Origin of the sequence: Sphingomonas sp. MMS12-HWE2-04 (assembly GCF_044881185.1) — a bacterium.
GTDB lineage: Bacteria > Pseudomonadota > Alphaproteobacteria > Sphingomonadales > Sphingomonadaceae > Sphingomonas.
In genome coordinates this window covers 1,444,903-1,470,500 of sequence record NZ_CP173254.1, presented here as the reverse complement: position 1 = coordinate 1,470,500, position 25,598 = coordinate 1,444,903, and the positions used below count along the sequence as shown (strand labels likewise).

Below are 25,598 nucleotides of genomic sequence, written 5' to 3'. Positions count from 1 at the left end.
TCGTCAGAGGCCTTTAGCGAAGGCCTCAATATCATCCATCGTAACAAGGCTGACCGTGGGGACGTCGGGGGTGATGCGCTTGACCATGCCGCCGAGCACCTTGCCGCCGAATTCGACGAACTCGGTGACGCCCCCATCGGCCATCGCGCGCACCGACTCGCGCCAGCGCACCATGCCGGTGACCTGTTCTACGAGCAGGCCGCGGATCGTGTCGGGGTCGGCCGCCGGCGCCGCCGTGACATTGGCGTAGACGGGTACGAGTGGCGCCTGGAGCGCCACTGCGGCCAGCGCCTCGGCCATCGCGTCGGCGGCGGGCTGCATCAGCGGGCAGTGGAACGGTGCCGAGACCGGCAGCAGCAGCGCGCGCTTGGCGCCCATTTCCTTGGCGAGCGGCAGCGCGCGCTCGATTGCATCGCGATGCCCGGAGATGACCACCTGGCCGGGATCATTGTCATTGGCGACGGTGCACACCTCGCCTTGCGCCGCGGCCTCGGCGATCGCCCGCGCCTTTTCGACATCGACCCCGAGCAGCGCTGCCATTGCCCCGACGCCCACCGGCACCGCGGCCTGCATCGCCTCGCCGCGCCTGCGCAGCAGCCGCGCCGTGGTGGCAAGGTCGAAGCTGCCCGCCGCGCACAGCGCGCTATATTCGCCAAGCGAGTGCCCCGCGACGAAATCGACTTTATCCGCCAGGCGGATACCGCCATCCTTTTCGAGCACGCGCAGCACCGCAATCGCATTAGCCATAATCGCGGGCTGGGCGTTGGCGGTGAGCGTGAGCGCGTCCTCCGGCCCTTCGGCCATCAGCTTCGAGAGATTCTGGCCGAGCGCCTCATCGACTTCCTGAAAGACTTCACGGGCATGCGGGCTCGCCGCTGCGAGCGCGGTTCCCATGCCGACGGCCTGGCTGCCCTGACCCGGGAAAATGAATGCGCGCATGTGCCCTCTCCTTGCGTTCAGGCGGCGCGGGTTAGTGCCGTTGTGACTCGGGGCAAGGCCCCCTTGCCAAGCGGTCAACGCGCGCGTTTGCGGCAGCGGTCCAGGATCGAGCGATCCGAAGTGCGGAGCATTTCGTGTTGCCGCATCCTGATTTCGATCAGGCTTCCCGCGTCGGCTTGTTCGATCTCTATCTCCATATGCCGCGCGGCGAGGCATAGTTTGTAGGATGCGGATTGTTGCGAAGGCGAACCGCATGCTTTTGCGCCCGCCAGGCCAGTCCTGCTGCCGTTCAAGCAAGCGAAAACCTCCCCCGCAGCGCTGTCGGACCGTGTTTTCAGGGCGACGTGGGACAGCGCCGCTTCCCTGCCGTTGGAATAGTGTCTGACCCACAACGCGCCAGCAATCAGCATGGATGTGAGAAGCGCCCAGCAAACGAGCGCCCAGCGCGGCGGACGCGCCGCGATAGATTGATACTCGGCAGCCATGGCGTCGCCTAACGCCTGCGAGACGATCTCTCAATTGCGACAATTGGCGACCATTTTGCCGCAGCCTTGGGACGGGCCTGCGACAGGCGATGCCTAGATACTCCTTACCGCCGCACCACACGGCGCCCGATAGAAAGAGGAGTGAAGTCATGAAGAAGATCATTCTCGGCCTGGTTGCCGCTTCGCTGGCCGCCACCCCTGCCCTCGCCGCAGCGCCGCAACGCGGCCACGACGCGCCGTACCAGCAGATGGTGGTCAAGCAGCGCCCCAATGGCGCGATTGTCGTCCGGCAGCAGAACCCGCCTACCCCCGCGCGATATCGCACTTGGCAGCGTGGCCAGCATTTCGACAGCCGCTACGCGCGCAACTATCGCCAGGTAGATTATCGCCACTATCGCGCGCTCAAGGCGCCGCCCCGCGGCTATCGTTACGTCCAGTCGGGCAACGATGCCGTGCTGGTGGGGATCACCAGCGGACTCGTCGCGGCAGTGTTCGCCAACATCCTGCGCTAGCCGAAGCGCGAACCACGAGCGGCGGGGTCGATGCCCTGCCGCTCTTTTTGCGTTTCGAAACGGGATGCGTTGCCGGCCATTCCGCTATGGAAACATCCCCCCGATCGATGGTTAACGGGCTGAAACCCCTCCAGCATCGCGAGTTGTTTCGTGCTTCGCCTTTTGTCTCGCCGCGCCGTCGCACTCCTCGCCACCATAGTGTCCGCAGGCGCGCTGTTCGCGTTGTTCGACGACGCCCGGGCCAGCCGCCCCGCGCCCAACGCGGAAGTTGCCGAGGCTGCGTCGCAGCACGTTGACCATTATCATCGGCACCAGGGCGAAGTAACGCTCGGCGCGCTGATCGACCTCCAGCGGGCTCGCCGGGCGACGCGTTCCGCAGAGGATAAAGCTCTCGCCCCGACTTCGCGCCTGGAACCCGACGGCTGGCACGGCCAGCTCGGCGCGTTCGGCACCGCCGACGCCGCCGAGCGCGCGCGCGACGCCGTACTCCAGACGGCCGCGTTGCCGCTGCCGGTGACCGTTCAACATGAAGGCACACTCTACCGGGTCCGCAGCGCCAGCGCATCGCGCAGTCAGGCCGATGCCTTTTGCCAGCTTGTCTCCCAGGGCGGCCGGGCATGTTTCGTCCGCCGAACCGACGGCTGAAGCGGCGGCGCTGATCCGCGCTTGCTTTTTGCCGGTTTTGCTCGCATAGGCGCGCTTGGCTTGGGTGGGAGCGTTGCTTCCGCCCTGTTTGCTATTTGAAAGACGACAGCCGGAGGGGCGCTGCACATGGGGTGCACGTCAGCGATCGGCCAACAGTGAGAAGAAGCACATGGCTCTTTACGAGCACGTGTTCCTTGCGCGCCAGGATCTGGCACAGGCGCAAGTGGACGCACTGGCGGAAGCCGCCACCAAGATCGTCGAGGACAATAAGGGTAAGGTCGTCAAGACCGAGACCTGGGGTCTCCGTTCGCTCGCCTATCGCATCGCCAAGAACCGCAAGGCGCATTACGTGATGCTCGAAATCGACGCCCCCGCAGGCGTGGTTGCCGAGCTCGAGCGCCAGACGCAGATCAACGAAGACGTCATCCGCTACATGACCGTCAAGGTCGATGCGCTGGAAGAAGGTCCGACCGTGATGATGCGCAAGGGCCAGGAGCGCGAGCGTGGCCGTGGCCGTCGCGAGCGCGACGACGCCGGCAGCAACACCGGCTTCAGCGGCGAATAAGGAGCTTATAGACCATGGCACGCCCATTTTTCCGCCGCCGCAAGAGCTGCCCGTTCTCCGCGAAGGACGCCCCCCGGATCGACTATAAGGACGTCCGGCTGCTGCAGGGCTTCGTCTCCGAGCGCGGCAAGATCGTCCCCTCGCGCATCACCTCGGTGAGCGCGAAGAAGCAGCGCGAGCTGGCCCAGGCCATCAAGCGCGCCCGTCATCTGGGCCTGCTGCCCTACATCGTTAAGTAAGGAGCAGATCCATGGAAGTCATTCTGCTTGAGCGCGTCGAGAAGCTCGGCTCCATCGGCGACGTGGTGAAGGTCAAGGACGGGTTCGCCCGCAACTTCCTTCTCCCCAACAAGAAGGCGCTGCGTTCGAACGCAGCCAACCTCAAGGTCTTCGAAGCCAACCGTGCGCGCATCGAGGCGGACAATGCGGCGCGCCGCAGCGACGCCGAGAAGGACGCCGGCAGCTTCAAGGATGTTTCGATCACGCTGATCCGTCAGGCATCGAACACCGGCCAGCTTTATGGTTCGGTTGCGGTGCGCGATCTGGTCGACGCGATCACCGCCGACGGCCACAAGGTCAACAAGGCGCAGGTCGTCCTCGACAAGCCGATCAAGGCGATCGGCGTGTACGAAGTGAAGGTCGCGCTGCACCCTGAGGTCTCGGTGACCGTCAAGGTCAACGTCGCCCGCTCGCCCGAAGAGGCCGAGATGCAGTCGCAGGGCGTCGACGTCATGGCGGCGATGTTCGAGAAGGACGAGACCGGCTTCGTCGAGGATTACGATCCCAACGCCGAGCCGGGCGCGACCGCCGAGGTCCGCGAGGAAGCGCCCGAAGGCGACAACGCCGAGGGCTGAGCTTCCCGCCACGCCACAAGAAAAAGGGTCGCTCCGGAGTGCCGGGGCGGCCCTTTTTCTTTATGCTCTTTGCAACATCCAACAAAAACGGCCCGCGCGGCTAAAACCGGCGGACCGAAATAAACCAATCTTCAGCGACTAACGCGGCGATTTACGGGCAAGATACGCAGGCGCCGATCATGGCAGCCAACGGGATCAGTGCGAATACCAGCGGAAGAAACTTGACCATGACCATTCGACCTGTCTTCTAATCTCTCCCTCAAAAACGAGCGGTCCGGATTAAGGTTGCACGTCGCTGAATATCGGGTTGGCACAGGTTCATCCCCGGCCCGGTTAACCCCGGAATATCCATTGCATTTCGCGATCGGTTAAGCCCTTTTCGGCGACAGAGGCCGCAGCCGGCGCGCGCGGGGCGCGGCGGCGAGTTCCCGGGGGGCCGATGGTATTCAAGCGTATGGCCGCGGCCGCGCTCGGCGCGTGCTGGCTTCTGATCACTGCAGCTAGCCCGGCAAGCCCGCTCGAAGCCGACGTGCTCGCGCGGATCAACCAGGCCCGCCAGCACCCGCGCGAATATGCCGAGCAGCTGCGCGACTATCGCCGCTATTTTGAAGGCCGGATCGTCTATCTTCCCGGGGATCGCAACGGCGTGATCACGCACGAGGGCGTCGCCGCCGTCGACGAGGCGATCGACTTCCTCGAACGCCAGGCGCCGCTGCCGCCGCTCGATCCCGGCAGCCTCCTCGCGCTCGCCGCCCAGGACCATGCCGATGCGCAGGGCGATCTCGGCGCCACCGGTCATGTTTCCGCCGCCGGCGCATCCCCGGGCGAGCGCGTCCGCGCGCGCGGCGGCGACGTCTATGTCGGCGAAGGCATTTCCTATGGCTTCGACGATGCCGACGCCGTGGTCCGCCAGTTGATCGTCGACGACGGCGTCCGAAGCCGAGGCCACCGCACCCTGCTGTTCGACAACGGCTTCCACTTTGCCGGGGTCGGCTGCGGAAACCACCGCCGCTTCCGCTACATGTGCGTGGTCGACTTCGCCGGCACTGAGGATGGCGGCCCGGTCCTGCCCGAATGGGCCCGAGCGAAAGGCGGCTACGTCATCCGCAAACCGACGGTCGTCGCCGGCCGCTGACCAAGCCCTTGGCGCGGATCACTTCCGCCCGAACAGCTTCTCGATGTCGCCGTGCGCCAATTTCACCCAGGTCGGCCGGCCGTGGTTGCACTGGCCCGAATGCGGCGTCGCCTCCATCTCGCGGAGCAGCGCGTTCATTTCAACCACAGAGAGAATCCGCCCCGCGCGCACCGATCCGTGGCAGGCCATCGTCGCGGCGACGTGATCGAGCCGCTCCTTGAGGCTCAGCGCTTCGTCATAGCTGGCAAGCTCGTCGGCGAGATCGGTGACCAGCCCCTGGACATCGCCTTTCCCCAATGCCGCTGGCGTCGCCCGCACCAGCATCGCGCGCGGACCGAAGCGTTCGAGCTCCAACCCGAATTGCGCGAGTTCCTCGGCGCGCGCCTCGAGCCGGTCGCAACCCGGCTCGTCGAGCTCGACCACTTCGGGCAGCAGCAGCGCCTGCGATGCCACGCCGCCCCCCTGCATCGCGCGGCGCATCCGCTCGAGCACCAGCCGCTCGTGCGCGGCGTGCTGGTCCACCAGGACGAGCCCGTCCTGCGCCTCGGCGACGATATATGTCTTGGCGACTTGGCCGCGCGCGACGCCCAGCGGGAAATCGGCAACCTCCGGAACCGGCGCGGCGGCGGGCTCAGCGCGCGCCTGGGGCGGCGCAAGAAAGCTCGGCCGCCGGTCGTGGACCCCCGAATAGCGCTGCATCGGCGGTAGCTCTGCATAGGGCACGGCGTCGTTCGCGGCGACCGAATCCCATAGCTGCGGCGTGGGCACGATCGGCTCGCTCTGCCACATCCCCAGCGCCGCGTCGCTCGGGCGCTGGACGCTGCGGTGGCCGGCCTCGTCGAGCGCCCGCCGCAACCCACTGACGATCAGGCCGCGCGCCAGCGAGGGGTCGCGGAAGCGCACTTCGGTCTTGGCCGGGTGGACGTTCACGTCGACGGCGTCGGCAGGAACGTCGAGGAACAGCGCGACCACCGGATGCCGATCGCGCGCGAGCATTTCGGCATAGGCGCCGCGCACCGCGCCGGCGAGCAGCCGGTCCTTCACCGGACGGCCGTTGACGAACAGATATTGGTGATCGGCGACCCCGCGATTGAAGGTCGGGATGCCGGCGACCCCGCCTAGGACATGCCCCTCGCGCTCGAGATCGACGCCGACGCTGTTTTCGGCGAGGTCGCGGTCGGTGAGCGCGGCGACGCGTTCGGGACGGGTTTCGCCGCCCTGCACCGACAAGGTCCGCCGGCCGTCATGTTCGAGCGAGAAGGCGATGTCGGGCCGCGCCATCGCCAGCCGCTTCACTACGTCCAGGCTGGCAGCATATTCGGCGCGCGGCGACCGCAGGAACTTGCGCCGCGCCGGCACCCGCGCGAACAATTGCTCGACCCGAACCCGCGTGCCCGGCGGGAGCGCCGCCGGTCCTTCGCCGATTCTGTCGCCGTTATCGATGGTCAGTGCCCAGCCCTCCTGCCCGCGCACCCGGCTTTCGAGCCCAAGCCGCGCAACGCTGGCGATCGAGGGCAACGCCTCGCCGCGAAATCCCAACGTCGTGACTTGATCGATTTCGTCGTCGGGAAGCTTCGACGTCGCGTGCCGCTCCAGCGCGAGTGCCATTTCGGGTGAACTCATGCCGCAGCCGTCGTCGATCACCTCGATCAACTCGGTGCCGCCCGCAGCAAGGCGTATCGCGATCCGGGTCGAGCCGGCATCGATGGCGTTTTCGACGAGTTCCTTCAGCGCGGAAGCGGGGCGTTCGACCACTTCTCCCGCTGCAATTCGGTTGACAAGATGCTCGGGCAGGCGGCGTATTGACATGGCAGTCTGTCTAGCCCAACGGGCGGCATCCCGCGACCCGCAACCGCATGGCATCGAGCCGGATTTTGCGATCCGTTTCGAAAGGGTCCGGATTAAATTAGTGCGAACAGCTTCGCGGCGGGCGCCCGCGCGGCAGGGACAAAATATACAATGGCTTTCTCCCGGTTTTTCAAATTCATGTCGCACGACATGGCGATCGATCTCGGCACTGCGAATACCGTTGTTTATCTGCGTGGGCGCGGCGTCGTCCTCAATGAACCGTCGGTGGTGGCGGTCGAGACGCTGAACGGCGTGAAGAAGGTCAAGGCAGTCGGCGACGACGCCAAGCTGATGATGGGCAAGACGCCCGGCTCGATCGAAGCGATTCGCCCGCTTCGCGACGGCGTGATCGCCGACATCGACGTCGCCGAGCAGATGATCAAGCACTTCATCCAGAAGGTCCATGGCCAGCGGCGCTTCATGCGCTGGCCGCAGATCGTGATCTGCGTGCCGTCGGGCTCGACCTCAGTCGAGCGCCGCGCAATCCGCGATGCCGCGTCGAACGCAGGCGCGTCGCAGGTCTGGCTGATCGAGGAGCCGATGGCGGCCGCGATCGGCGCCGACATGCCGGTTACCGAGCCGATCGGCTCGATGGTTGTCGATATCGGCGGCGGCACCACCGAAGTCGCGGTGCTCTCGCTGCGCGGCCTGGCCTATTCGACCAGCGTGCGTGTCGGCGGTGACAAGATGGACGAGGCGATCGTCTCCTATGTCCGCCGGAACCACAATCTGCTGATCGGTGAAGCCACGGCCGAACGCATCAAGCAGGAAGTCGGCGTTGCCAAGCCGCCGGCCGACGGCATCGGCCAGACGATCCACATCAAGGGTCGCGATCTCGTCAACGGCGTTCCCAAGGAAATCCAGATCAACCAGGGCCAGATCGCCGAGGCACTCTCGGAACCGGTCGGCACGATCGTCGAGGGTGTGCGTATCGCGCTTGAGAACACCGCGCCGGAACTGGCCGCCGACATCGTCGACCAGGGCATCGTGCTCACGGGCGGCGGCGCGCTGCTCCAGGGCCTGGACGAAGTGCTGCGCGACGAGACCGGCCTTCCGGTTACCGTCGCCGAGGACCCGCTGACCTGCGTCGCGCTCGGCACCGGCCGCGCGCTCGAGGATCCGGTGTTCCGCGGCGTTCTGCTCGCCGTCTGATCGAAAGGGACAGGGGAGATGGCGCCGCCACGCAATCGGCGCCCCGGGTTTTCGCGGCGGGCGCAATATGGGCTCTTCCTGGGCTATGTGGGGGTGATCGGCGGCGCGCTGATCGCCGCGGCATTGCTGTTGCTTTCGACCTATAACCCCGGCGCCTTTGCCCCGGTTCGCAGTGCGATCGGCGAAGTCACGACGCCGCTCTCCTCCGGCCTCGCCTGGATGTGGAACGGCGTGTCCGGAGTGCCCCAAGGCATCGGAAGCTATTTCGGCGTACGCAGTGAGAATGCGCGCCTCAAGAAGCAGGTCGTCGAGGAAGCGCGCGCCGTCGCCCGGGCGCGGCTGCTCGATCGCGAAAACCAGCGGCTGCGCACGTTGCTCAAGCTGCGCGACGTTACCACCGATGCGGTGATCACGGCACGGCTGGTCAACAGCTCGTCCTCGAGCACGCGGCGCTATGCCACGCTCAATGCCGGCGGATGGCAGGGCGTCCAGCATGGCCAGCCGGTGCGCGAGGCCGATGGGCTGATCGGCCAGGTGATCGAGGCTGGGCCGAACAGTGCGCGCGTGCTGCTGATCACCGATCCCGAAAGCATCGTCCCGGTCCGGCGCGTGCGCGACGGGCTTCCCGGCATCGCCTCGGGCCGTGGCGACGGACTGCTCGACATCCGCTCGGCAAGCTCGGCGACGATGCTGTTCCAGCCCGGCGACGCCTTCGTCACTTCGGGCACTGGCGGTGTCTTCCCGCCCGACGTGCCGGTGGGCCGTGTCGTCCGCGCCTCGCGCAATTCTGCGGTCGCGGCGCCCAACGCAAACCCCGATTCGCTCGACTTCGCAATCGTCCAGCGGACCTTCCTCCCCGAACCCGCCCCCTCGCCCACGCCGACCCCCGGCGCCAAGCCCAAAGCGCCGTAATGGCGATCGAGTTCATCCCGCTCGGCCAGGCGGAGCGCCCCCGCGCGCGCTGTGGCTTGCGCCGCTGTCGGTGGTGATCGGCTCGCTGATGACGCTAGTCCCGGCGATCGCCTCGGTGCCGGTTCTGCCGCCCTTCGGGCTGATGATGTTGCTGGGCTGGCGAATGACGCGCGCCGATTCGATGCGCGTCTGGGCCTCAGTGCCGCTCGGCCTGTTCGACGATCTGGTCAGCGGCCAGCCGGTCGGGTCGGCAATGCTCCTCTGGACGCTGTGCGCGTTGGCGATCGAAGTGCTGGATACAAGGCTGGTATGGCGGGACTTCTGGCAGGATTGGCTGATCGGCGCGGGCGCGGTGGGCTTTTGCCTGATCGGTGGCCGGCTGGTCGCGACCCCGTTCGGCGCCCACGCCGATACCGCGATGCTCTTCCAAATCCTTGTCTCGGCAATGCTTCTCCCGCTCGTCTTCCGCATCTGCGCTTGGCTCGACAGCGACGTGAAGAAGAACTGAGATGGTCCGCGTCACCGAAGCGGCTCAGGCCTATAGCTTCTCGCGCCGCGCGGTGACCCTAGGCGCGGCCCAGGGCGCCGTCGCGCTGGTCCTGGCCGGGCGGATGACCTGGCTCGCCGTGTTCGAGAACGAACGCTACCGGGTGATGGCGGAAAGCAACCGCGTCAACGTGACCTCGGTGCCGCCGCGGCGCGGCTGGATCATCGATCGCAACAACATTCCACTGGCGCACAACCGCACCGACTTTCGCGTCGACATCATTCCCGATCGGCTCGAAAATCGCGAAAAGGTGCTCGCGACGCTGCAGCAGATCCTCAGCCTCACGCCAGAGGACATGGCGCGGATCCAGACCGACCTGAAGCGCGCCTCCGGCTTCCAGCCGGTCCAGGTGATGGAGAATCTCGATTGGGACCGCTTCGCTGCGGTGAGCGTGCGCCTGCCCGAATTGCCCGGCGTCGCACCGACGCGCGGCTTCGCGCGCAGCTATCCGCTGGGCGCCGGCGTCGGCCATCTGATCGGCTATGTCGGGGCCGCCTCAGCTGAGCAATATAAGAAGGACAAGGACCCCCTGCTCGTCACGCCTGGCTTCAAGCTAGGCAAGGATGGTCTGGAAAAGTCGCTCGAGCCCGAACTGCGCGGCAAGGCTGGCGCCAAGCGCGTCGAGGTCACTGCGCACGGCCGCCTGGTCCGTGAGCTCGAAACGCGTCCCGACGAGCCCGGGAAGAACGTAAAGCTGACGATCGACGCGTTGCTCCAGGAATATGTTGCGCGTCGGCTCGGCACGAACTCAGGCTCGGCGGTAGTGATCGACGTGGCCAATGGCGACATCCTCGCGATGGTCTCGATGCCGGCATACGATCCCAACAGCTTCTCCGACGGCATCAGCCAGAGCGAATGGAAGATGCTTTCCGAGGACGATCACGTCCCCTTGATGAACAAGGTGCTCCAGGGCCTCTACCCGCCGGGATCGACGGTCAAGCCGATGAACGGGCTGGCGCTGATGCATGCCGGCGTCGATCCGCATGCGCGGGTGGTGTGTTCGGGCGCGATGCGCGTCGGCAACGGCGTATTCCACTGTCACAAGCGCGGCGGCCATGGTCCGCTCGATCTGCGCAACGCGATCATGCAGAGCTGCGACATCTATTTCTACGAGATGGTGCGCCGCGTCGGGTATGACGCAATCGCGCCGATCGCCCGCGCGATGGGCCTCGGCCAGAAGTTCGACCTGCCCTTCAGCACCCAGCGCTATGGCACCGTCCCCGACAGCGCCTGGAAGCTCCGTCGCTACAAGTCGAAATGGAGTGTAGCGGATTCGCTCAACGCCTCGATCGGCCAAGGCTATGTGCTCGCCAATCCGCTCCAACTCGCGGTGATGGCCAGCCGCATCGCCTCGGGACGCGAATTGGTGCCGCGGCTTGTCATGGGCGGGCCGCAGCAGCCTGCCCCGCCGCTCGCTGCTACCCCGGAGCAACTGGCGATCGTCCGCGATGCGATGTTCGGCGTGATCAATGCCGGCGGCACGGGTGGCGCTGCGCGGATGCAGATCCCGGGAGTGACGCTCGCCGGCAAGACCGGCACAGCGCAGGTCCGCCGGATCACCATGGCCGAACGGCGTTCGGGCGTGCTCAAGAACGCTTCCCTGCCGTTCAAGCTGCGCGATCACGCGCTGCTGGTCTGCTTCGCGCCGGCCGAAAATCCCAAATATGCCGCGGCGATCGTGCTCGAGCATAACGGTCACACGATCCGCAACCTCGATACGCCGATGATCGGACGCGACATCATGACCTTCCTCTTCGATCGCAAGCGGGCGATCGATACGCTCCACGAGATCGAGCCGACCTGGGGCGGCGATTATACGGCGCGGATGAAGGCACAGGCCGATGCGCTCAAGGCGGCGCAGGACGTGCCGCCTCCGCCCACGCCCGAAGACACGGCGGAGGCCGCGAGTACGGTCGCCTCGGAGGCGGCCAACGCGATCACCAGCAACACCGTCGATCCCAGCGCCGCCGAACGCGGCAGCGCCGAGCCCTCGCAATGAGCAGTGTCCGCCCTTCCGGCATCGTTCCCCAGCCGCTCGCCCAGCTTCCCTGGCGCATCATCGCGCTGGTGATCGCGATCGGCAGCTTCGGCCTTGTCGTGCTCTATTCGGCGGCGAGCGGACATGTGCAGCCCTGGGCGATGAACCAGGGCATCCGCTTCTTCGTCTTCCTCGGCATGGCCATCGCGCTGTCGCGCATCCCCGAGCGCTTCTGGGCGGCCGGCGCGTTCCCGGCCTATGGCGTCATCGTGCTGATGCTGGTCGGCGTCGAGGCGCTCGGCGCTGTCGCCGGCGGCAGCCAGCGCTGGCTCGACCTTGGCTTCATCCGCCTCCAACCCTCCGAGCTGATGAAGCCGGTGATCGTGCTTGCCCTCGCGCGCTTCTACGAGATCCTGCCCGCGGGCGAGATCAGAAAGTTCGGCGCGCTCTGGCCCGGCTGCATGCTGATCGGCGTTCCCGCGGCGCTGGTGATGCTCCAGCCCGACCTCGGCACCGCGCTGATGATCGCAGGCTGCGGGGTGATGGTGATGTTCCTCGCCGGCTTGCCGCTGCGGCTCTTCATCGGCGGCGCGCTGGCGCTCGCAGTGACCGCGCCGCTTGCCGTCAATTTCGTGCTGCACGACTATCAGCGCAACCGCGTGCTGATTTTCATGGACCCCGAGAGCGATCCGCTCGGCACCGGCTATCACATCAGCCAGTCGAAGATCGCGATCGGTTCAGGCGGGGTGTTCGGCAAGGGCTTCCTGCAAGGTACCCAGAGCCATCTCGATTATCTGCCGGAAGGCCATACCGATTTCGCGCTGGCGACGATGATGGAAGAATGGGGCCTGATGGGCGGCCTGTTCCTGATCGGCGCCTTTGCCTGCCTGATTGGCTGGGGCATTAGCGTCAGCATGCGCGCCAAGAGCCAATTCGGACGGCTCACCGCCGCCGGGCTTTCGGGAACGATCTTCCTCTATGCCTCGATCAACATGGCGATGGTGATGGGGCTGGCACCGGTCGTCGGGGTGCCGCTGCCGCTGATCAGTTTCGGCGGTACTGCGGTGATGACGATCATGATCTGCTTCGGCATCCTGATGGCGATCGACCGCGAGAGCCGGCGCGTGCAGCGCTGGTGAAATTTTTCGCGATTTTGGGGTTTACAAGCTGCGAAGCCGGACGCTAAAGGCGCCCCTCCAATGCGGCGGCGCACTCACCAAGGCGCCACTTCAACCCGGAATGGACGCATAGCTCAGTTGGTAGAGCAGCTGACTCTTAATCAGCGGGTCCTTGGTTCGAGCCCAAGTGCGTCCACCATTTTTTCAGTGCCTCAGTACGACTTGAGTCGCCACCAATCCGCTACACGCGGATAAGCGACGACGGCCAGTCGACTGCCCGATTGCCGTCCATCGCCTGTTCGCCCAGTAACGAGGCTACACTTGCCCAATAGGCTTGGCGCAGCATCCCGGGAACCGGCGTGCCGCTGCGCACCGCCTCGCCGAAGGCTTCGAACTGCAGCATCGTCTCGTCATATTCGCCCCAGCCGAGCGATTCCCCGGGGGTTGTCACGGGTAGTTCGGGAAACCAGGTCGCGCCGCCGATCGGCACCGGGCGCTTGCGGCCGTCCTTCACGTCCTGCGCCATCTGCCGTAATGCGGGCACCCCGGGCGGGTTCTCCTTGAAGATCCGGCCCAGCTCGGGCTCAATCGTGCCCTTGCTGCCCTGGATCTGTTCCTCGCAGCCGTAACGCGCGTTGTTGAGCAGCGAGGTCCAGACGACCTTCTTGCCATCGGCATAGTCGTAGACCAGCGCGACGTGATCGTAGACTTCGCGGCCGTCTTTCCAAAAGCTGATGCTGCCCGATCCGATCACGCGCGTCGGCGGCGCGTCGAGAAACCAGTTGGCGATCTGAAGCTGGTGGGTGGCAAGCTCGGTCATCAGCCCGGCCGAGCTTTCGCGATAGAGGCGCCAGTTGATTCGACGATCATTGCTGTCGGCGGGAACCGGGCGGCGCCAGCTGTTGTTGCGATGCCAGCTCGCGCGGATCTGGGTGAGGGGGCCGATTTCGCCGGCTTTTACTCGACGAAATGCATTGAGATAGGTGGGGTTGAACATGCGCTGGTGACCGATTTGCAGCACTTTTCGGCGGTCTTGCGCGCGCTTTACCATCGCGGTGCAGTCTGGGATCGTCCGCGCCATCGCCTTTTCGCACCAGACATGGAGCCCGGCATCGAACGCGTCGAAGCTGTGGCGCGCATGGACGTGGAGCGGCGTCGCGATGACGACGGCGTCGATCCCGCCGGCGTCCAGCATCGCGCGATGATCGGCAAAGGCCGGGACCGCCGGGTCGACCAGCGCCCGCCCCTTCGCCAGATGGGGCGCGTAATCGTCGCAGAGCGCCGTGATCGTGCAGTTGCGCGTCTTGAGGATGTTGCGGATCAGCGTGCGACCACGATCCCCCGTGCCGATCACGCCGAGCCGCACGCGATCGCTGCCCACCGGCTCGACCCCGGCAGCAGCGGCCCAGGGCGCAGCGGTCGCCATGCCCAGCCCGGCCGAGACCTTGAGCACCTGATCGAGAAACGCACGGCGCGTACGGTCAAAATCCTTGTCGATCATGCTGCAACGACCCCAATATGCGTGAAATCAAACAGGAAGCGGCGTGCCTGATGCGCTTCCAACAAATGGTCGGCCCGAGCGGCGTCGGCGACGAGCAACGCCGTGCTCAGCATCTCGGCGCGGGCGCCGCTGTGGTCCACGACAATTGCCGAGCGCGGGTCGGTTACGACCACGCCATCCCCCGGCCGGATCATCGCGGCACGATCCGGCGCATGGGTGCCGGCGCCGACCGTCGAGGAAATCGACAGCGCCTCGTCTTGCAAGTCGAGCGCGACAAGGTCTTTCCCAGGCTGCAGCGGATGCGGGATCACGAACGGCCAGCCGCCACCCAGCGGGTGTTCGCCAACCACCGCGATCGAACTCTCGCCTGCCGAAAGCAGCGCCGAGCGGACGCCCGCTTGCCGAAGGGCCGCACATGCCCGGTCGAGCGCGAAGCCCTTGCCGAAGCCACCGAAATCCAGCGCGACCGGCGACGACGCCCGGATGCTGCCCGCCTCGCGATCAAAGACGATCGCCGGCCACCCCGCCCTGCTGCGCGCGTCGGCCGCAGGATCGAACAGCCCTAGCGACAGGCCCCAGCCCGCCTCGATCTCCACCAATGCATCGAACAGCACGGGATCGGTGACTATGGCCTCGCGCCCCGCCATCAGGCAGGCGTTGAGCCCGGTCGTGGCCGAGGGGCGATGGATGGTCAGCGCATCGTCGACGGCCTCGATCGCGCGCCGCGCTTCGCTCACGGCGTCGCCGTCGAGCGCCCCGAACAGATGCAGCTCGATCCGCGTGCCCATCGCCGCGAAGCGCTCGACATGCGTCGTGATGGCAGCGCGCGTCAGGCCTTCACCTCCCAGCCGGGCTCGTAATCGGCCGACCATAATTTCATCGCCTCAGGACTCGAAGGCCTGCCGGTAGCGCCGTCGAGGGTCAAGACCGCGCCGGTGCGATAGGCGATGTTGCCGAGATGGCAGAGCGTGGTGCTGATATGGCCCTCGCGGATCGGCGAGGCGAGCGCGCTCGCCTTGCCGCGGATCACATCGACCAAATTGCCGGCATGATAGACGTCGAGCGCCCCCTCGCCCACCGTGCCGGTGGTCTCCGAGGACGCCGCCGCCTTTACTTCGCGAAGTAATTTGCCGGCGAGGTCGAACAGTTCATAGCCGTTGCGATCGACCACCGCCGAACCCTTTGTCCCCAGCAGCAGCACCCCGCGGCCGCGCCCGTAGCGCAGCATCCCGTTGCAGCTGTTGCCGTCCCAGCGGATCGTCCGCCCATCGGCATAGGCAAGGTCGAGCCCCAGCGTGTCGTACATCTCCCAGTCGTCGCCGCGGAAGAATTGGCGCGATCCCCGCGCGGTAACCTTTTCCGGAAACTCCAGGCCCATCGCCCAGCGCGCCACATCGAGCTCGTGCATCGCGTTGTTGCAGGTCTCGCCGGTCCCGTACTTCCAGAACCAGTGCCAGTTGTACGGCACGAGATTGGAGCGATACGGCCCGCGCGGTCGTGGCCCTTGCCACAGGTCCCAGTCGAGATGGGCCGGCGGCGCGACTTCTTGACCGCGCCCGATCGACACGCGGTTGTTCGCATACCAGGTCTGCGCCTCGTAAATGGTGCCGAGCTCGCCTGCCTTGACCAATTGAATGAGTTGCTGCGTCTCGGCGCTCGAGCGTTGCTGGTTGCCCACTTGCAGCTTGCGCCCGGTGCGCTTCTGCCCGGCGATCAGCGCCTCGCCCTCGGCCGGGACCATACCGATCGGCTTTTCGAGATAGACATGCTTGCCCGCATCCATCGCGTCGATGGCCAGCTTGGCATGCCAATGATCCGGAGTCGCGACGGTGACGATGTCGACCGCCTTGCTGTCAAGCATCCGGCGATAGTCGTGCACCGCCTGCGGCGCCGGATTGCCCTTGGCCGTGAACTCGCCCGCGCGCCTCGCCAATATCTGCGAGTTGCAGTCGACCAGATGGGTGACGGCGACGTTCGGCAGTTTGGTGAACGCGCTCATATGCGCCTGGCCGCGGCCGTTCACGCCGACCACCGCCACGCGCAGACGATCATTCGCCCCCTTGATCCGGGCATAGCTGCGCGCGCTCATCGCCATGCCCAGCGTCGCCCCCGCGCCCTTGATCATCGTCCGGCGGTTCAGCATCGATCCGGTCCCTTTCACAACGCGCGCAGCTTGATCGAGCGGAAATCGACATGGTTGCCATGATCCTGCAGCAGGATCGGCCCCGTCTCCCACTCGCCGAAGTTCGGCCATTTCGCGTATTTGCTCTGCGCCACCAGCGCGCGATATTCGGGCGATCCGCGCTCATATTCGACGACCTTGAAGCCGTTGAGCCAATGCTCGACGTGCCGGCCCCGCACCACGATCACCGCACGGTTCCACTCGCCGGGCGGGTTGAACCGCTTGTTCGGGCTATCGGGGTCGGACAGGTTGCGCGCCGTGATCATGTCGTAGAGCGATCCCAGCGTGCGATTGCCGTCGCGGCCCAGCTTGGCATCGGGATGGCGCGCGTCGTCGAGCAGCTGGAATTCGAGCCCGATCGCCGAGCCTTCGCCCTTGAGCAGATTGGGATCGACGAAATATTTGATCCCGCTGTTCGCGCCGGGGGTGAGCCGGAAGTCGACCGAGAGCTCGAAATTGCGATAGTTGCGCGTGGTGATGATATCGCCGCCATTGGTCGATTCGGCGCCATTCGCGCCATCGACCGAAAGGATGCCGTCGCGGATCGACCAACCTTTTTTCGGGAAGTCCGCCGCCTTGGCGCTGCGCCACCCGTTCGTGGTCTTGCCATCCCATAGCAGCTTCCACCCGGCGCGCCGCTCAGCATCGGTCAGCCGATTGGCCAGCCAGCCTTGCTGCTCCAGCGGCACGGCTCGCGAGGCGAAGCGGGCGGGCTTGTCGGTGACGATCCGAACGTTTCGGAATCGCACTTCGGGCTGCCGGCTGGCTTCGGCATCGGAAATGGCGTGGACCTGGAACGCGATGAAGCCGCGTGCATCGGTGTCGTCGGCAATATCGGCTGCCGGCACGCCGTTTATGAAGGTGCGCAGGCGATTGCCGATCGCCTCGACCCGATAGTGATTCCAGTCGCCCGAGCGGAAGGCGCGCCGCGCGGCATCGTTGCGGCCGAGCGTGTAAAGCCATTGCCGGCGCTGCTCGTCATAGATGCCGCCGCTCCAGCCGCGCGCCGAAGGATCGATCTCGGCCTGATACCCATGGACGACGCCCTCGCGATATTCGGGCCTGCTCTGGCCGCGGATCATCACGCCCGAATTGAGCATCTTGTCGGTCTTCGCGTCGAACTCGAGGATGAAATCGCCATAGAGCGCGTCGGACACCAGCCAGCTGTTGGCCGAGCCCGGCGCGGCGCGGCCGATCAGCTCGCCATCCGCCACGTCGAAACGGGCCTTTCCGCCTGCGCTGTGCCAGCCGGCGAGCCCCGCATGGGGCGTGAGGTCGCGCCATTGCGGCTGGGCCTGCGCCGCCGCCGGCACCGACGACAGGAACAGCAACGGCGTTGCCGCCGCGGTCAGAAAAGCGATCCGTCGAGCCATGGCGTTCCTCATCCCCTGTTATGAGAGCCAGGCTTTCCCCTGCCCCGACCCAGGTCGCGGCGCTCTCCTGTGGCGTTGTCGCCAGATTGCAGCCGCTAACGGCCTTTTTCTGCCGTCTTCCTAAATTGTGGTCAGGCCACACGCAAGAGCCCTGTCTGACATTTTTGCGGCGCCTAAGTCAGACCGCGCTTAGAGATCGTGACGGAATTGCCGCGTCGCTCAGGAGAAATTGCCATTTCCGTATAGAAATCGCCATATGCGCGCGGTCAAGCCACACTGTGCATCATGTCAGGCCACTATTGTCAGGTAATCATTGCGATGGTACCTGACCGGCAGCCGGCGAGACAAAACAATGCCGGCAGATAACGTCCCGGGCGGCACTCCCCAGGTCGCCCGGGCCATCGGGAGAGGGTGATATGAACTGCAACCGCCGCGACCGGCGTCGCCTGCTGATTTCGACAAGCGCCATGGGCCTTCTGCTGGCGCTGCCCGCCCTGGGCCAGACCGCCGAACCAGCGCCTCCCCTCGCGGACGGCCAGACCCCGCAAGCCACCGGCAGCGATGCAGCGCCCCAGCCCAGCGCCCTGCAGCAGGACGACGAGATCGTCGTCAACGGCTTTCGCGCCTCGCTCAATAGCGCGTTGAACCTCAAGCGGCAGGAAACCGCCGCGGTCGACAGCATCGTCTCTGAAGACATCGGCAAGTTCCCTGATTCCAACCTTGCCGAATCGATGCAGCGCATCCCCGGCGTCGCGCTGTCGCGCGGCGATGGCGGCGAGGGCCGCAACATCTCGGTCCGCGGCCTCGGATCGCAATTTACGCGCGTACGGATCAACGGGATGGAAGGCGTCTCGCAGGTCAGCGGCAGCGACATTCGCGGTGGGGTCAGCTCCGGCCGATCGTTCGACTTCGTGACGTTCCCGACCGAGATCTTCTCGTCGCTATCGGTGCGCAAGACGACGTCCGCCGACGTGGAAGAGGGTTCGCTGGGCGCCACGGTCGATCTGCGCGCGCCCAAGCCCTTCGACCAGAAGGGCGACTTCGTCTTCTCCGGCACCGCGCGCGGCATCTATAACGACATCAGCAAGAAGGCCGATCCGCGGCTCTCGGCGCTGATTTCGAAGAAGTTCGGCGATAGTTTCGGCGTGCTCGGCAGCGTCGCCTATTCGAAGCGGCACATCGACGAATTTGCCTATTCGGCGGTCGACATCCTGCCCTCCTATGTCGCCGGCCAGGCGCAGACCGTGCCCACCGCGCCGGGCGCGACCACCACCGCCAGCGTGCTGTTCCCCTACTGCACACCGATCGGCTACACCTATAACGGCGTCGCCGTGAACAGCCCGGCGCCGGGCTATTCGAACAGCGGCAATTCGGTGGGCGCCGACGCTAATAATTGCAGCACCGGCAATCCGCGGACCAGCACCAAGGAGGCTTATGACTATATCATGAGCCGCACCGGCGTTTCGGGTCGGCCCGGCGGCGGCGTGTTCCTTCCCCGCCTGCCCCGCCCGGTCAAATCGAGCCAGAACCAGGAGCGCCTGGCCGGATCGCTGACGCTGCAGTGGAAGCCCGACGACCGCACCGACATCTCGATCGACGGCCATTATGCCCGGTTCAAGGTCGATCGGCTCGACACGATGCTCGATGCGCGCTCGATGGGCCGCACCGCATCGAACAATGGCCAGCCGATGATGTCGATCAAGGACATCGAAGTCGATGACAATGGCTCGCTGATCTATGGGCTGTGGGACGGCGTCGACCTGCGCTCCGAGATGCAGGACGAGCGCTTCACCTCGACCTTCCGTCAGGTGAACTTCAATTTCGACCACCGCTTCAGCGACAGCTTCCGCGTCTATGGCCTGGCTGGCATCTCGGACTCGATCCTCCACGTCAATCGCCTGCAAGTGGCGATGGATTCGAACGATACCGACAATTTCTCGATCGATTTCCGCGACGATCCGACGATCCCGAAGCTGCGCTATGGCGTCGATCCGTCCGACGCCGCGATCTTCGCCTATGGCCCGCCGCTGCCGGACGGCAACCAGCGCGGCCAGATCTCGAACTTCGATCGCCGCAACAAGATTCTCAGCAAGACCTTCGATCTCAACACCGAATGGGAAGCGACTCCGGGCTTCACCGTCCAGGTCGGCGGCCAGTATCGGACAGGCGACTATACCCAGCGGCAGTATGACCTGATTCCCTCGCAGCGGCTGCCGCTGACGCTTCCGGCCGGGGTGTCGCTGCGCGACATCACCTTCGTGACCACCGGGATCGGCAAGAATCTCGGCGGCAACATGCAGGACTTCGCCGCGATCGACCCGGACAAGTTCCGCAGCGCCGTCAACTTCGACAGCACCTACAAGTTCTGCGGCATCGAATGCGGCAGTTCCTATGGCCGGGTGAACGAGAAATACAGCTCGGGCTATCTGATGGTGCGGTTCAACACCAAGGATACGATGCCGATCTCGATCCGCGGCGATGCCGGCGTCCGCTATGTCCACACCGAGCTGCACAGCGAAGGCACGATCCCCACGGCGGCGCCGGCCGGGTCGCTCTACCCGACGATCGGCGTGATCTCCACGGTCGAGCGCAGCTATGACGATTGGCTGCCTTCGGTGAACGTCGCGATCGACCTCACCCCGAGCTTGATCGGCCGCCTCTCTGTCGCGCGGGTGATGTCGCGGCCGTCCTATGGCCAGCTGATCCCGAGCGGCAGCGTCAACGTCGCGACCCGCACGGGGTCGTTCAGCAATCCGTTCCTCGATCCGATCCGCGCCGACACGTTCGACGCCGCGCTCGAATGGTATTTCGCGCCGGGCTCGCTCATCTCGGTCGCCTATTTCTTCAAGAACATCGACACCTATATCCAGAACACCAACCAGCTGGTGCCGTTCCGCAATTTGGGGCTGCCGGACTCGCTGCTCTCGGGCACCGGCACCGGCGTGACTCCCGACGAGCTGTTCAACGTCACGCGGAGCAACAACACCCCCGGCGGGCCGCTGCGCGGGTTCGAGGCGAACCTGCAGCTGCCCTTCCGCTTCCTGCCCGGCGCGCTCAAGAATTTCGGGCTGCTGGCGAACTTCACGCGGGTGCGCTCGAACATCAACTATATCCTGCAGACCAATCCGGCCACCGGCGCGCCGACGCTCACCCGCACCGCGCCGCTCGTCGGGCTGTCGCCCGAGACGGCGAGCGGCACGCTCTATTACGAGGACAATCGCTTCAGCATCCGCTCGACCGTGAATTATCGCTCGGCCTATCTCACCGGCATCCCCGGCCCGCAGGACAGCGACGCCAATGGCGCGGCGAAATCGGTGTTCGTCGATGCCTCCGCCTCGTACAACATCAGCGAGAACATCAAGCTGATCGCCGAAGTGTCCAACATCACCAACGAGCAGAACAACCTCTACACCGACACGACACGGCAAGACCCGTTATACACTTCCTATTTCGGCCGGACCTACGCCCTGGCCGTCAACTTCCAGTTCTGATGCCGGCGCGGATGTGGATGACCCAGACGATGCGGTGGTTCGGCCCGGCGGATCCCGTGCGGTTGCGCGAGATCCGCCAGGCCGGCGCAAGCGAAGTCGTGACCGCGCTCCACGACGTCGCCAATGGCGATGTCTGGGAGCGCGACGCGATCCGCGCGCGCCGGCGGGAGATCGAGGCGGCGGGCCTCGGCTGGACCGTGGTCGAGAGCCTGCCGGTGCACGAGACGATCAAGACCCGCGGCCCCGGCTGGGAGATGCTGGTCGCGAACTATCGCCAAAGCCTGGCCAATCTGGCGGCATGCGGCATCCACACCGTCACCTATAATTTCATGCCGGTGCTCGACTGGACGCGCACCGATCTTGCCTGGCCAATGCCCGACGGCGCGCTGGCGCTCCGTTTCGAGCTCGAAGTGGTCGCCGCCTACGACCTTTACGTGCTGCGACGACCGCGGGCCGAGCGCGACTATGCGCCCGACGTGCTCGATCGTGCGGAGCGGCGCTTCCATGCGATGTCGCACGAGGAACGCGACCGGCTCGAACGGACGATCCTGGCAGGGCTTCCCGGCAGCGAGGAGACCTTCACCACCGAACGCTTCCGCGAGGCGCTCGCGCAGTACGACGCCGTCGACGCCGATACGCTGCGCGCCAACCATATCGCGTTCCTCGAAGCGGTCTGCCCGGTTGCCGACGACCTCGACATCCGCCTGGTGGTCCATCCCGACGACCCGCCCTTCCCGCTCTTCGGCCTGCCCCGCGTGGTCAGCACCGAGGACGATGTCGCCGCGCTGTTCCACCGCGTTCCGAACCGTTCGAACGGGCTGTGCTTCTGCGCCGGATCGTTCGGCGCGCGCGCCGACAACGATCTGCCGGGCATGATCGAACGGCTCGGCGCGCGGATCGGCTTCCTCCATCTCCGCTCGGTTCAGCGCGAGCCCGGCGGCGCGTTCCACGAAGCCGCGCATCTCGAGGGCGACGCCGGGATGGCGGCGCTCGTTGCCGCGATCCATGTCCTGCAACAGCGCGAAGGGCGATCGATCCCGATGCGGCCCGATCACGGCCATCAGATGCTCGACGATCTGGCGAAGCAGACGCTGCCCGGCTATTCGCTGCTAGGCCGGATGCGCGGGCTGGCCGAACTACGCGGGCTGGAACGCGGCATCGCGCATGCCGCGCCCGCCCTCTAACCCCGCAGCCACGGGGCATCGCGGCGCACCCAACGCGACAGACAAAAAGTAGCTTGGCGGAGTCGTCGGTCGCGGTGCCGGAGATCGGCAACCGTATCCGTCGACTCCCCCAAGCCATAGGGAGGAACGTTGGGCGTTCGATCAGAACTTCGCGCGCACGCCGATCCGATAGGTCCGCCCGAGCGTGTCGTAGAGCGCGGGGTTCACGTCGAGGCCGGTGTTCGTCTGGGGCGAGGGCGTTGGGTCGTGATCGAAGAGATTGTCGACCTTGAAAAAGGTACTGATCGCCTTGTTGACGTTCACCGCACCGCCGACGTCAACATAGAAGGCACCCTTCATGCGGTTATAGTCGATCGTCGGATGGTTGCCGGTCGATGCCGGACAGCCCGTGCTGCACACGACATATTGATTGCCGAACACCCCGTCCGAGAACCAGCGCTCCTGCACCGTCAGGCTGAAAGCGTCATTGTCATAGGTCTGGACCGCCAGCCACTTCCAATCGGGGGTGTTGCCGCTGTTCGCGCCGGCCTGATCGACAGGATCGACGCCGGCGATGCCGGCCTTAACGATGAACTCGCGGATATTGGTGCCCAGTGCGCGAAGCGTGAAATTGCCCGGCAGCCCCAGCGGCTGGGCCCAACGATAGCTTGCTTCGATATCAATCCCGCTGGTCTTCCACGAGGCGAGGTTGAAGGGCTGGACGTTGATGAAATTGCCGCCCTGGACCGGGCTGTTGAGCACGAAGCCACCGCAGAAAGCCTGATTGCCTTCGAAACAGAAGCGGACGATCTGATCGGCCGACAAGGTCGAGACGACGCTATCGAGCTTGATCGTGTAATAATCGAGGGACAGGCTGAGCCCTGGCAGCCACGAGGGATTGGCGAGCGCAACGCCGACTTCCGTATTGCGCGCAATCTCGGGCTTCAGATTGGGATTGCCGATCGTGTTCTGGAACGCCTGCACGCCGCCGGCGGGCGGGAACGGATTGGCGAAATTCGGCAAGGTCGTCACCGTCGGCGCGGCGAACAGCTCGGACAAATTGGGCGCGCGAACGTCGCGCGAGGTCACCGCGCGCAGCCGGAAGCCGTCGAGCGGGGTTTCCCAGGTGCCGCCAATCTTCCAGGCCCATACCGTGCCGGAGGTGCTGTAATGCGTTACGCGCGCGGCGCCATTGAGGTTCGCCTTGCCCGCGCCACCGCCGTCGAACAGCGGCAGGTTGAACTCGGCGGAGCCTTCATAGACGTCATAGGCGCCGCCACCATTCTTGTAATTGCCCGCCGCGTAGTTGGTCCCCTGCGCCGAATTGAGCAGCGGATCGGCCGGATAGTCGGCACTGTTGGGACTGAGCTGCGAGACGCCGGCGCCATAAGGATCCGCGCGTACGCGATAGAATTCATGGCGATATTCGCCGCCGAATGCCAGCGAGAGCGGGCCCGCCCAGAGATCGAACAGATTGCCCGAGAAGTTGATGCTGGCGACGTCCTGGGTCAGCTTGGTGTGCTGGAACGGCCCATTTCGCGGCATGACGTAATCGAGCGCCGCTTGAGACGGTGCAAAGCCGCCGAACACGTTGATCGGCTGGCATCCCAGCGCGCGCGCTGCCGGATCGGCGCAGACGATCGCGCCGTTCAGCGTGATCGCGTTGGTAGCGGCGACATAGCGGGGCTGCAGCACGATGTTGTTGACGTCGATGTGCGAAATCGTGGTGCCGTGCTCGTAATAAGCGTCATAGCTCCAGTCGCCGCCGCCCACGCCGAACTGCCCTTTGACGCCGCCGACGAAGCGATATTGGCGGCGGTCGGTGTAAACTCGCGTGTCTGGAAAGGCGCCGTTGCTCGTGCCGAAGTTGAAGCTGGTGATGCCCGCAGTGGTGCAGCGATCGCGCACCAGCTGCGGCAGGAACGGATTGGCGCATTGCACGGTCAGGTTCGGGCGGTTGTACCCCGGGCTCGGCTGGTTGTTGGTCTTCACCTGGGCGACGTTGGCGGTGAAATAGATCTCGCTGTTCGGCGCGAAGTCATAGCCGATCCGGCCAAAGCCGTTGACGCGCTGAAGCACCGAGACCAGCGAAGCGCCCGAACCGGGAGCCCCGCTCAGATCGCCGCCGACGCAGAAGCTGTTTCCCGGATAGCAATTGGACACCCGGCCGTTGCCGAGCGGCGCCCCGCCCGACCCATAGTTGAAATTATACGGCGCGCCGTTGACGTCGAACGCGATGCCCTGGAGCGGGCCGTTGTTGATCAGTCCGTAGCGCGCATATTGATAGGGCTGCGCATAGTCGCTGTAGACGAACTGTGGCAGCCCATTGTTGGTCTGTCCGGTGTTGAGCAGGGTCGAGGCGCGATACCAATCGCGCTTGCCGGCGAGATCGGTTCCGAAATCGCCCGGTCCGACGCCGCCATCGTGCGCATATTCCCCGCTGACGATCAGATGGAGGCTGTCGTTGGCCAGCGCAGTGCCCCAGGCGGCCTGGGCGAGGATCTGCTCATTGTCGCCATAGGTGGTGATGCCGCCCTGGACGTTGGCCTTGAAACCCGTGAAGCGCGTGTCGGTGATGAAGTTGACCACGCCGCCGACCGCGTCCGAGCCATAGGTCGCCGACGCGCCGCCATTGACCACGTCGACGCGCTTGACCAGCAATTGCGGGAACATGCTGATGTCGGGCACGCCGGTGACGTTCGCGCCGACGACGCGCTGACCGTCGAGCAAGGTGAGCGTGCGGATCGCGCCGAGGCCGCGCAGCGAGAAGGAGCTCAGCCCCTGCTGGCCGCTCGACGTGCTGAACGTCCCCGTCGAGGTGCCGGTCGAGCCTTGCAGCGACGGCAGTTGCGCAATCGTGTTGAACAGGTTTGGCTGCGCGTTGGCTGCGATCTGCTCTTCGCCAATGACGGTGGTTGGCGTCGGCGCACTAAACCCGCTGGCGAGGATGCGCGTGCCGGTGACGACGATATCGCTCTGCGGCTTTTCCTGATCGGCCGGTGCCGGCCCGGCGATGGGTTCCGGTGTCTCCTGCGGGGCGGGCTCGGGCACCGCCGGGCTGGTCTGTGCCCATGCCGGCGTGACGGCCAGCGCGGTGGCGAGCGCCGCCAGACTGGTAGCGGTAACACGAAGACCCGTCAGTGCGCCCCGATCGAACCCGATATTGCCCATCATCCATCCCCTTGGTGCTTGTTCTCGG

21 protein-coding genes and 1 tRNA gene are annotated in these 25,598 nt (G+C 65.6%); 14 read left to right on the top strand and 8 right to left on the bottom strand.

The genetic code is table 11. The features are described from left to right. Window positions 1-3 precede the first annotated feature (3 nt). A complete protein-coding gene (gene fabD / locus AB2M62_RS06575) occupies window positions 4-939 on the bottom strand; it encodes an ACP S-malonyltransferase (protein WP_404338671.1) in 936 nt (311 codons plus the stop codon). 74 nt (window positions 940-1,013) lie between these two features. Next, entirely contained in the window at window positions 1,014-1,424 is a 411-nt protein-coding gene (locus AB2M62_RS06570) for a hypothetical protein (RefSeq protein ID WP_404338669.1), read from the bottom strand. Window positions 1,425-1,573: 149 nt separating this feature from the next. On the opposite strand from AB2M62_RS06570, the gene AB2M62_RS06565 reads away from it, so the two are divergent. The 6 genes from AB2M62_RS06565 to AB2M62_RS06540 all read left to right on the top strand — a co-directional run bounded on the left by AB2M62_RS06565 (window position 1,574) and on the right by AB2M62_RS06540 (window position 5,134). After that, window positions 1,574-1,936 (top strand): RcnB family protein, encoded by a 363-nt coding sequence (locus tag AB2M62_RS06565; protein WP_404338667.1) that lies wholly within the window; start codon window positions 1,574-1,576, stop codon window positions 1,934-1,936. Between the two features lie 150 nt (window positions 1,937-2,086). Beyond that, a complete protein-coding gene (locus AB2M62_RS06560) occupies window positions 2,087-2,581 on the top strand; it encodes an SPOR domain-containing protein (protein ID WP_404338665.1) in 495 nt (164 codons plus the stop codon). 169 nt (window positions 2,582-2,750) lie between these two features. After that, a complete protein-coding gene (rpsF, locus tag AB2M62_RS06555) occupies window positions 2,751-3,146 on the top strand; it encodes a 30S ribosomal protein S6 (protein ID WP_404338663.1) in 396 nt (131 codons plus the stop codon). 14 nt (window positions 3,147-3,160) lie between these two features. Then, window positions 3,161-3,385: a 30S ribosomal protein S18 gene (rpsR, locus tag AB2M62_RS06550; RefSeq protein ID WP_010543816.1), complete on the top strand. Its 225-nt coding sequence runs from the start codon at window positions 3,161-3,163 to the stop codon at window positions 3,383-3,385. Window positions 3,386-3,396: 11 nt separating this feature from the next. Beyond that, the gene (gene rplI / locus AB2M62_RS06545) at window positions 3,397-3,999 is read left to right on the top strand and encodes a 50S ribosomal protein L9 (RefSeq protein WP_404338661.1); all 603 of its coding nucleotides are present in this window, start codon (window positions 3,397-3,399) and stop codon (window positions 3,997-3,999) included. Between the two features lie 439 nt (window positions 4,000-4,438). Beyond that, complete coding sequence (locus tag AB2M62_RS06540) at window positions 4,439-5,134, top strand: CAP domain-containing protein (RefSeq protein ID WP_404338659.1); 696 nt, start codon at window positions 4,439-4,441, stop codon at window positions 5,132-5,134. Between the two features lie 18 nt (window positions 5,135-5,152). Here the strand turns inward: AB2M62_RS06540 and mutL are convergent, their stop codons facing one another. Then, a complete protein-coding gene (gene mutL / locus AB2M62_RS06535; protein ID WP_404338657.1) occupies window positions 5,153-6,943 on the bottom strand; it encodes a DNA mismatch repair endonuclease MutL in 1,791 nt (596 codons plus the stop codon). A gap of 150 nt (window positions 6,944-7,093) precedes the next feature. On the opposite strand from mutL, the gene AB2M62_RS06530 reads away from it, so the two are divergent. The 6 genes from AB2M62_RS06530 (at window position 7,094) to AB2M62_RS06505 (ending at window position 12,888) form a co-directional block, all read left to right on the top strand. Continuing rightward, window positions 7,094-8,134, top strand: coding sequence for a rod shape-determining protein (locus AB2M62_RS06530; RefSeq protein WP_404338655.1), 1,041 nt, complete (start codon window positions 7,094-7,096; stop codon window positions 8,132-8,134). Between the two features lie 18 nt (window positions 8,135-8,152). Beyond that, the gene (gene mreC, locus AB2M62_RS06525; protein ID WP_404338653.1) at window positions 8,153-9,046 is read left to right on the top strand and encodes a rod shape-determining protein MreC; all 894 of its coding nucleotides are present in this window, start codon (window positions 8,153-8,155) and stop codon (window positions 9,044-9,046) included. An 88-nt stretch (window positions 9,047-9,134) separates the two neighbouring features. Then, the gene (locus AB2M62_RS06520) at window positions 9,135-9,554 is read left to right on the top strand and encodes a rod shape-determining protein MreD (protein ID WP_404338651.1); all 420 of its coding nucleotides are present in this window, start codon (window positions 9,135-9,137) and stop codon (window positions 9,552-9,554) included. A 1-nt stretch (window position 9,555) separates the two neighbouring features. Further along, entirely contained in the window at window positions 9,556-11,592 is a 2,037-nt protein-coding gene (gene mrdA, locus AB2M62_RS06515) for a penicillin-binding protein 2 (protein ID WP_404338649.1), read from the top strand. Next, the gene (gene rodA / locus AB2M62_RS06510) at window positions 11,589-12,710 is read left to right on the top strand and encodes a rod shape-determining protein RodA (protein ID WP_404338647.1); all 1,122 of its coding nucleotides are present in this window, start codon (window positions 11,589-11,591) and stop codon (window positions 12,708-12,710) included. Before mrdA ends, rodA begins: the two co-directional genes overlap by 4 nt. Window positions 12,711-12,812: 102 nt before the next feature. Next, a tRNA-Lys gene (locus tag AB2M62_RS06505) sits at window positions 12,813-12,888 on the top strand. Window positions 12,889-12,930: 42 nt separating this feature from the next. Here the strand turns inward: AB2M62_RS06505 and AB2M62_RS06500 are convergent. Genes AB2M62_RS06500 through AB2M62_RS06485 form a run of 4 tightly spaced genes read right to left on the bottom strand, consistent with a single transcriptional unit; the run spans window position 12,931 to window position 17,745 of the window. After that, window positions 12,931-14,190: a Gfo/Idh/MocA family protein gene (locus tag AB2M62_RS06500; RefSeq protein ID WP_404338645.1), complete on the bottom strand. Its 1,260-nt coding sequence runs from the start codon at window positions 14,188-14,190 to the stop codon at window positions 12,931-12,933. Next, on the bottom strand, window positions 14,187-14,978 hold the full coding sequence (locus AB2M62_RS06495; RefSeq protein ID WP_404338643.1) for an FAD:protein FMN transferase: 792 nt from the start codon (window positions 14,976-14,978) through the stop codon (window positions 14,187-14,189). The genes AB2M62_RS06500 and AB2M62_RS06495 overlap by 4 nt, the downstream gene beginning before the upstream one ends. 41 nt (window positions 14,979-15,019) lie before the next feature. Next, the gene (locus AB2M62_RS06490; RefSeq protein ID WP_404338641.1) at window positions 15,020-16,333 is read right to left on the bottom strand and encodes a Gfo/Idh/MocA family protein; all 1,314 of its coding nucleotides are present in this window, start codon (window positions 16,331-16,333) and stop codon (window positions 15,020-15,022) included. 14 nt (window positions 16,334-16,347) lie between these two features. Next, window positions 16,348-17,745: a DUF1080 domain-containing protein gene (locus AB2M62_RS06485; protein ID WP_404338639.1), complete on the bottom strand. Its 1,398-nt coding sequence runs from the start codon at window positions 17,743-17,745 to the stop codon at window positions 16,348-16,350. Window positions 17,746-18,212: 467 nt separating this feature from the next. Here AB2M62_RS06485 and AB2M62_RS06480 point away from each other — a divergent pair, with 467 nt between their 5' ends. Then, the gene (locus AB2M62_RS06480; protein ID WP_404338637.1) at window positions 18,213-21,236 is read left to right on the top strand and encodes a TonB-dependent receptor; all 3,024 of its coding nucleotides are present in this window, start codon (window positions 18,213-18,215) and stop codon (window positions 21,234-21,236) included. Between the two features lie 17 nt (window positions 21,237-21,253). Further along, entirely contained in the window at window positions 21,254-22,420 is a 1,167-nt protein-coding gene (gene uxuA, locus AB2M62_RS06475) for a mannonate dehydratase (RefSeq protein WP_404338635.1), read from the top strand. Window positions 22,421-22,561: 141 nt separating this feature from the next. Here uxuA and AB2M62_RS06470 read toward each other — a convergent pair whose 3' ends face one another. After that, window positions 22,562-25,573, bottom strand: coding sequence for a TonB-dependent receptor plug domain-containing protein (locus tag AB2M62_RS06470; protein ID WP_404338633.1), 3,012 nt, complete (start codon window positions 25,571-25,573; stop codon window positions 22,562-22,564). Window positions 25,574-25,598: the final 25 nt, after the last annotated feature.

Excerpts from the sequence above, each read along its gene's own strand:
- AB2M62_RS06480 (WP_404338637.1), top strand. The coding sequence starts at position 18,213 with ATGGGCCTTCTGCTGGCGCTGCCCGCCCTGGGCCAGACCGCCGAACCA.
- rpsR (WP_010543816.1), top strand. The coding sequence starts at position 3,161 with ATGGCACGCCCATTTTTCCGCCGCCGCAAGAGCTGCCCGTTCTCCGCG.
- mreC (WP_404338653.1), top strand. The coding sequence starts at position 8,153 with ATGGCGCCGCCACGCAATCGGCGCCCCGGGTTTTCGCGGCGGGCGCAA.
- fabD (WP_404338671.1), bottom strand. The coding sequence starts at position 939 with ATGCGCGCATTCATTTTCCCGGGTCAGGGCAGCCAGGCCGTCGGCATG.
- AB2M62_RS06570 (WP_404338669.1), bottom strand. The coding sequence starts at position 1,424 with ATGGCTGCCGAGTATCAATCTATCGCGGCGCGTCCGCCGCGCTGGGCG.
- mutL (WP_404338657.1), bottom strand. The coding sequence starts at position 6,943 with ATGTCAATACGCCGCCTGCCCGAGCATCTTGTCAACCGAATTGCAGCG.
- AB2M62_RS06495 (WP_404338643.1), bottom strand. The coding sequence starts at position 14,978 with ATGGGCACGCGGATCGAGCTGCATCTGTTCGGGGCGCTCGACGGCGAC.
- AB2M62_RS06485 (WP_404338639.1), bottom strand. The coding sequence starts at position 17,745 with ATGGCTCGACGGATCGCTTTTCTGACCGCGGCGGCAACGCCGTTGCTG.
- AB2M62_RS06500 (WP_404338645.1), bottom strand. The coding sequence starts at position 14,190 with ATGATCGACAAGGATTTTGACCGTACGCGCCGTGCGTTTCTCGATCAG.
- AB2M62_RS06565 (WP_404338667.1), top strand. The coding sequence starts at position 1,574 with ATGAAGAAGATCATTCTCGGCCTGGTTGCCGCTTCGCTGGCCGCCACC.
- rpsF (WP_404338663.1), top strand. The coding sequence starts at position 2,751 with ATGGCTCTTTACGAGCACGTGTTCCTTGCGCGCCAGGATCTGGCACAG.
- rodA (WP_404338647.1), top strand. The coding sequence starts at position 11,589 with ATGAGCAGTGTCCGCCCTTCCGGCATCGTTCCCCAGCCGCTCGCCCAG.
- rplI (WP_404338661.1), top strand. The coding sequence starts at position 3,397 with ATGGAAGTCATTCTGCTTGAGCGCGTCGAGAAGCTCGGCTCCATCGGC.
- AB2M62_RS06490 (WP_404338641.1), bottom strand. The coding sequence starts at position 16,333 with ATGCTGAACCGCCGGACGATGATCAAGGGCGCGGGGGCGACGCTGGGC.
- AB2M62_RS06540 (WP_404338659.1), top strand. The coding sequence starts at position 4,439 with ATGGTATTCAAGCGTATGGCCGCGGCCGCGCTCGGCGCGTGCTGGCTT.
- mrdA (WP_404338649.1), top strand. The coding sequence starts at position 9,556 with ATGGTCCGCGTCACCGAAGCGGCTCAGGCCTATAGCTTCTCGCGCCGC.
- AB2M62_RS06530 (WP_404338655.1), top strand. The coding sequence starts at position 7,094 with ATGGCTTTCTCCCGGTTTTTCAAATTCATGTCGCACGACATGGCGATC.
- AB2M62_RS06520 (WP_404338651.1), top strand. The coding sequence starts at position 9,135 with ATGACGCTAGTCCCGGCGATCGCCTCGGTGCCGGTTCTGCCGCCCTTC.
- uxuA (WP_404338635.1), top strand. The coding sequence starts at position 21,254 with ATGACCCAGACGATGCGGTGGTTCGGCCCGGCGGATCCCGTGCGGTTG.
- AB2M62_RS06470 (WP_404338633.1), bottom strand. The coding sequence starts at position 25,573 with ATGATGGGCAATATCGGGTTCGATCGGGGCGCACTGACGGGTCTTCGT.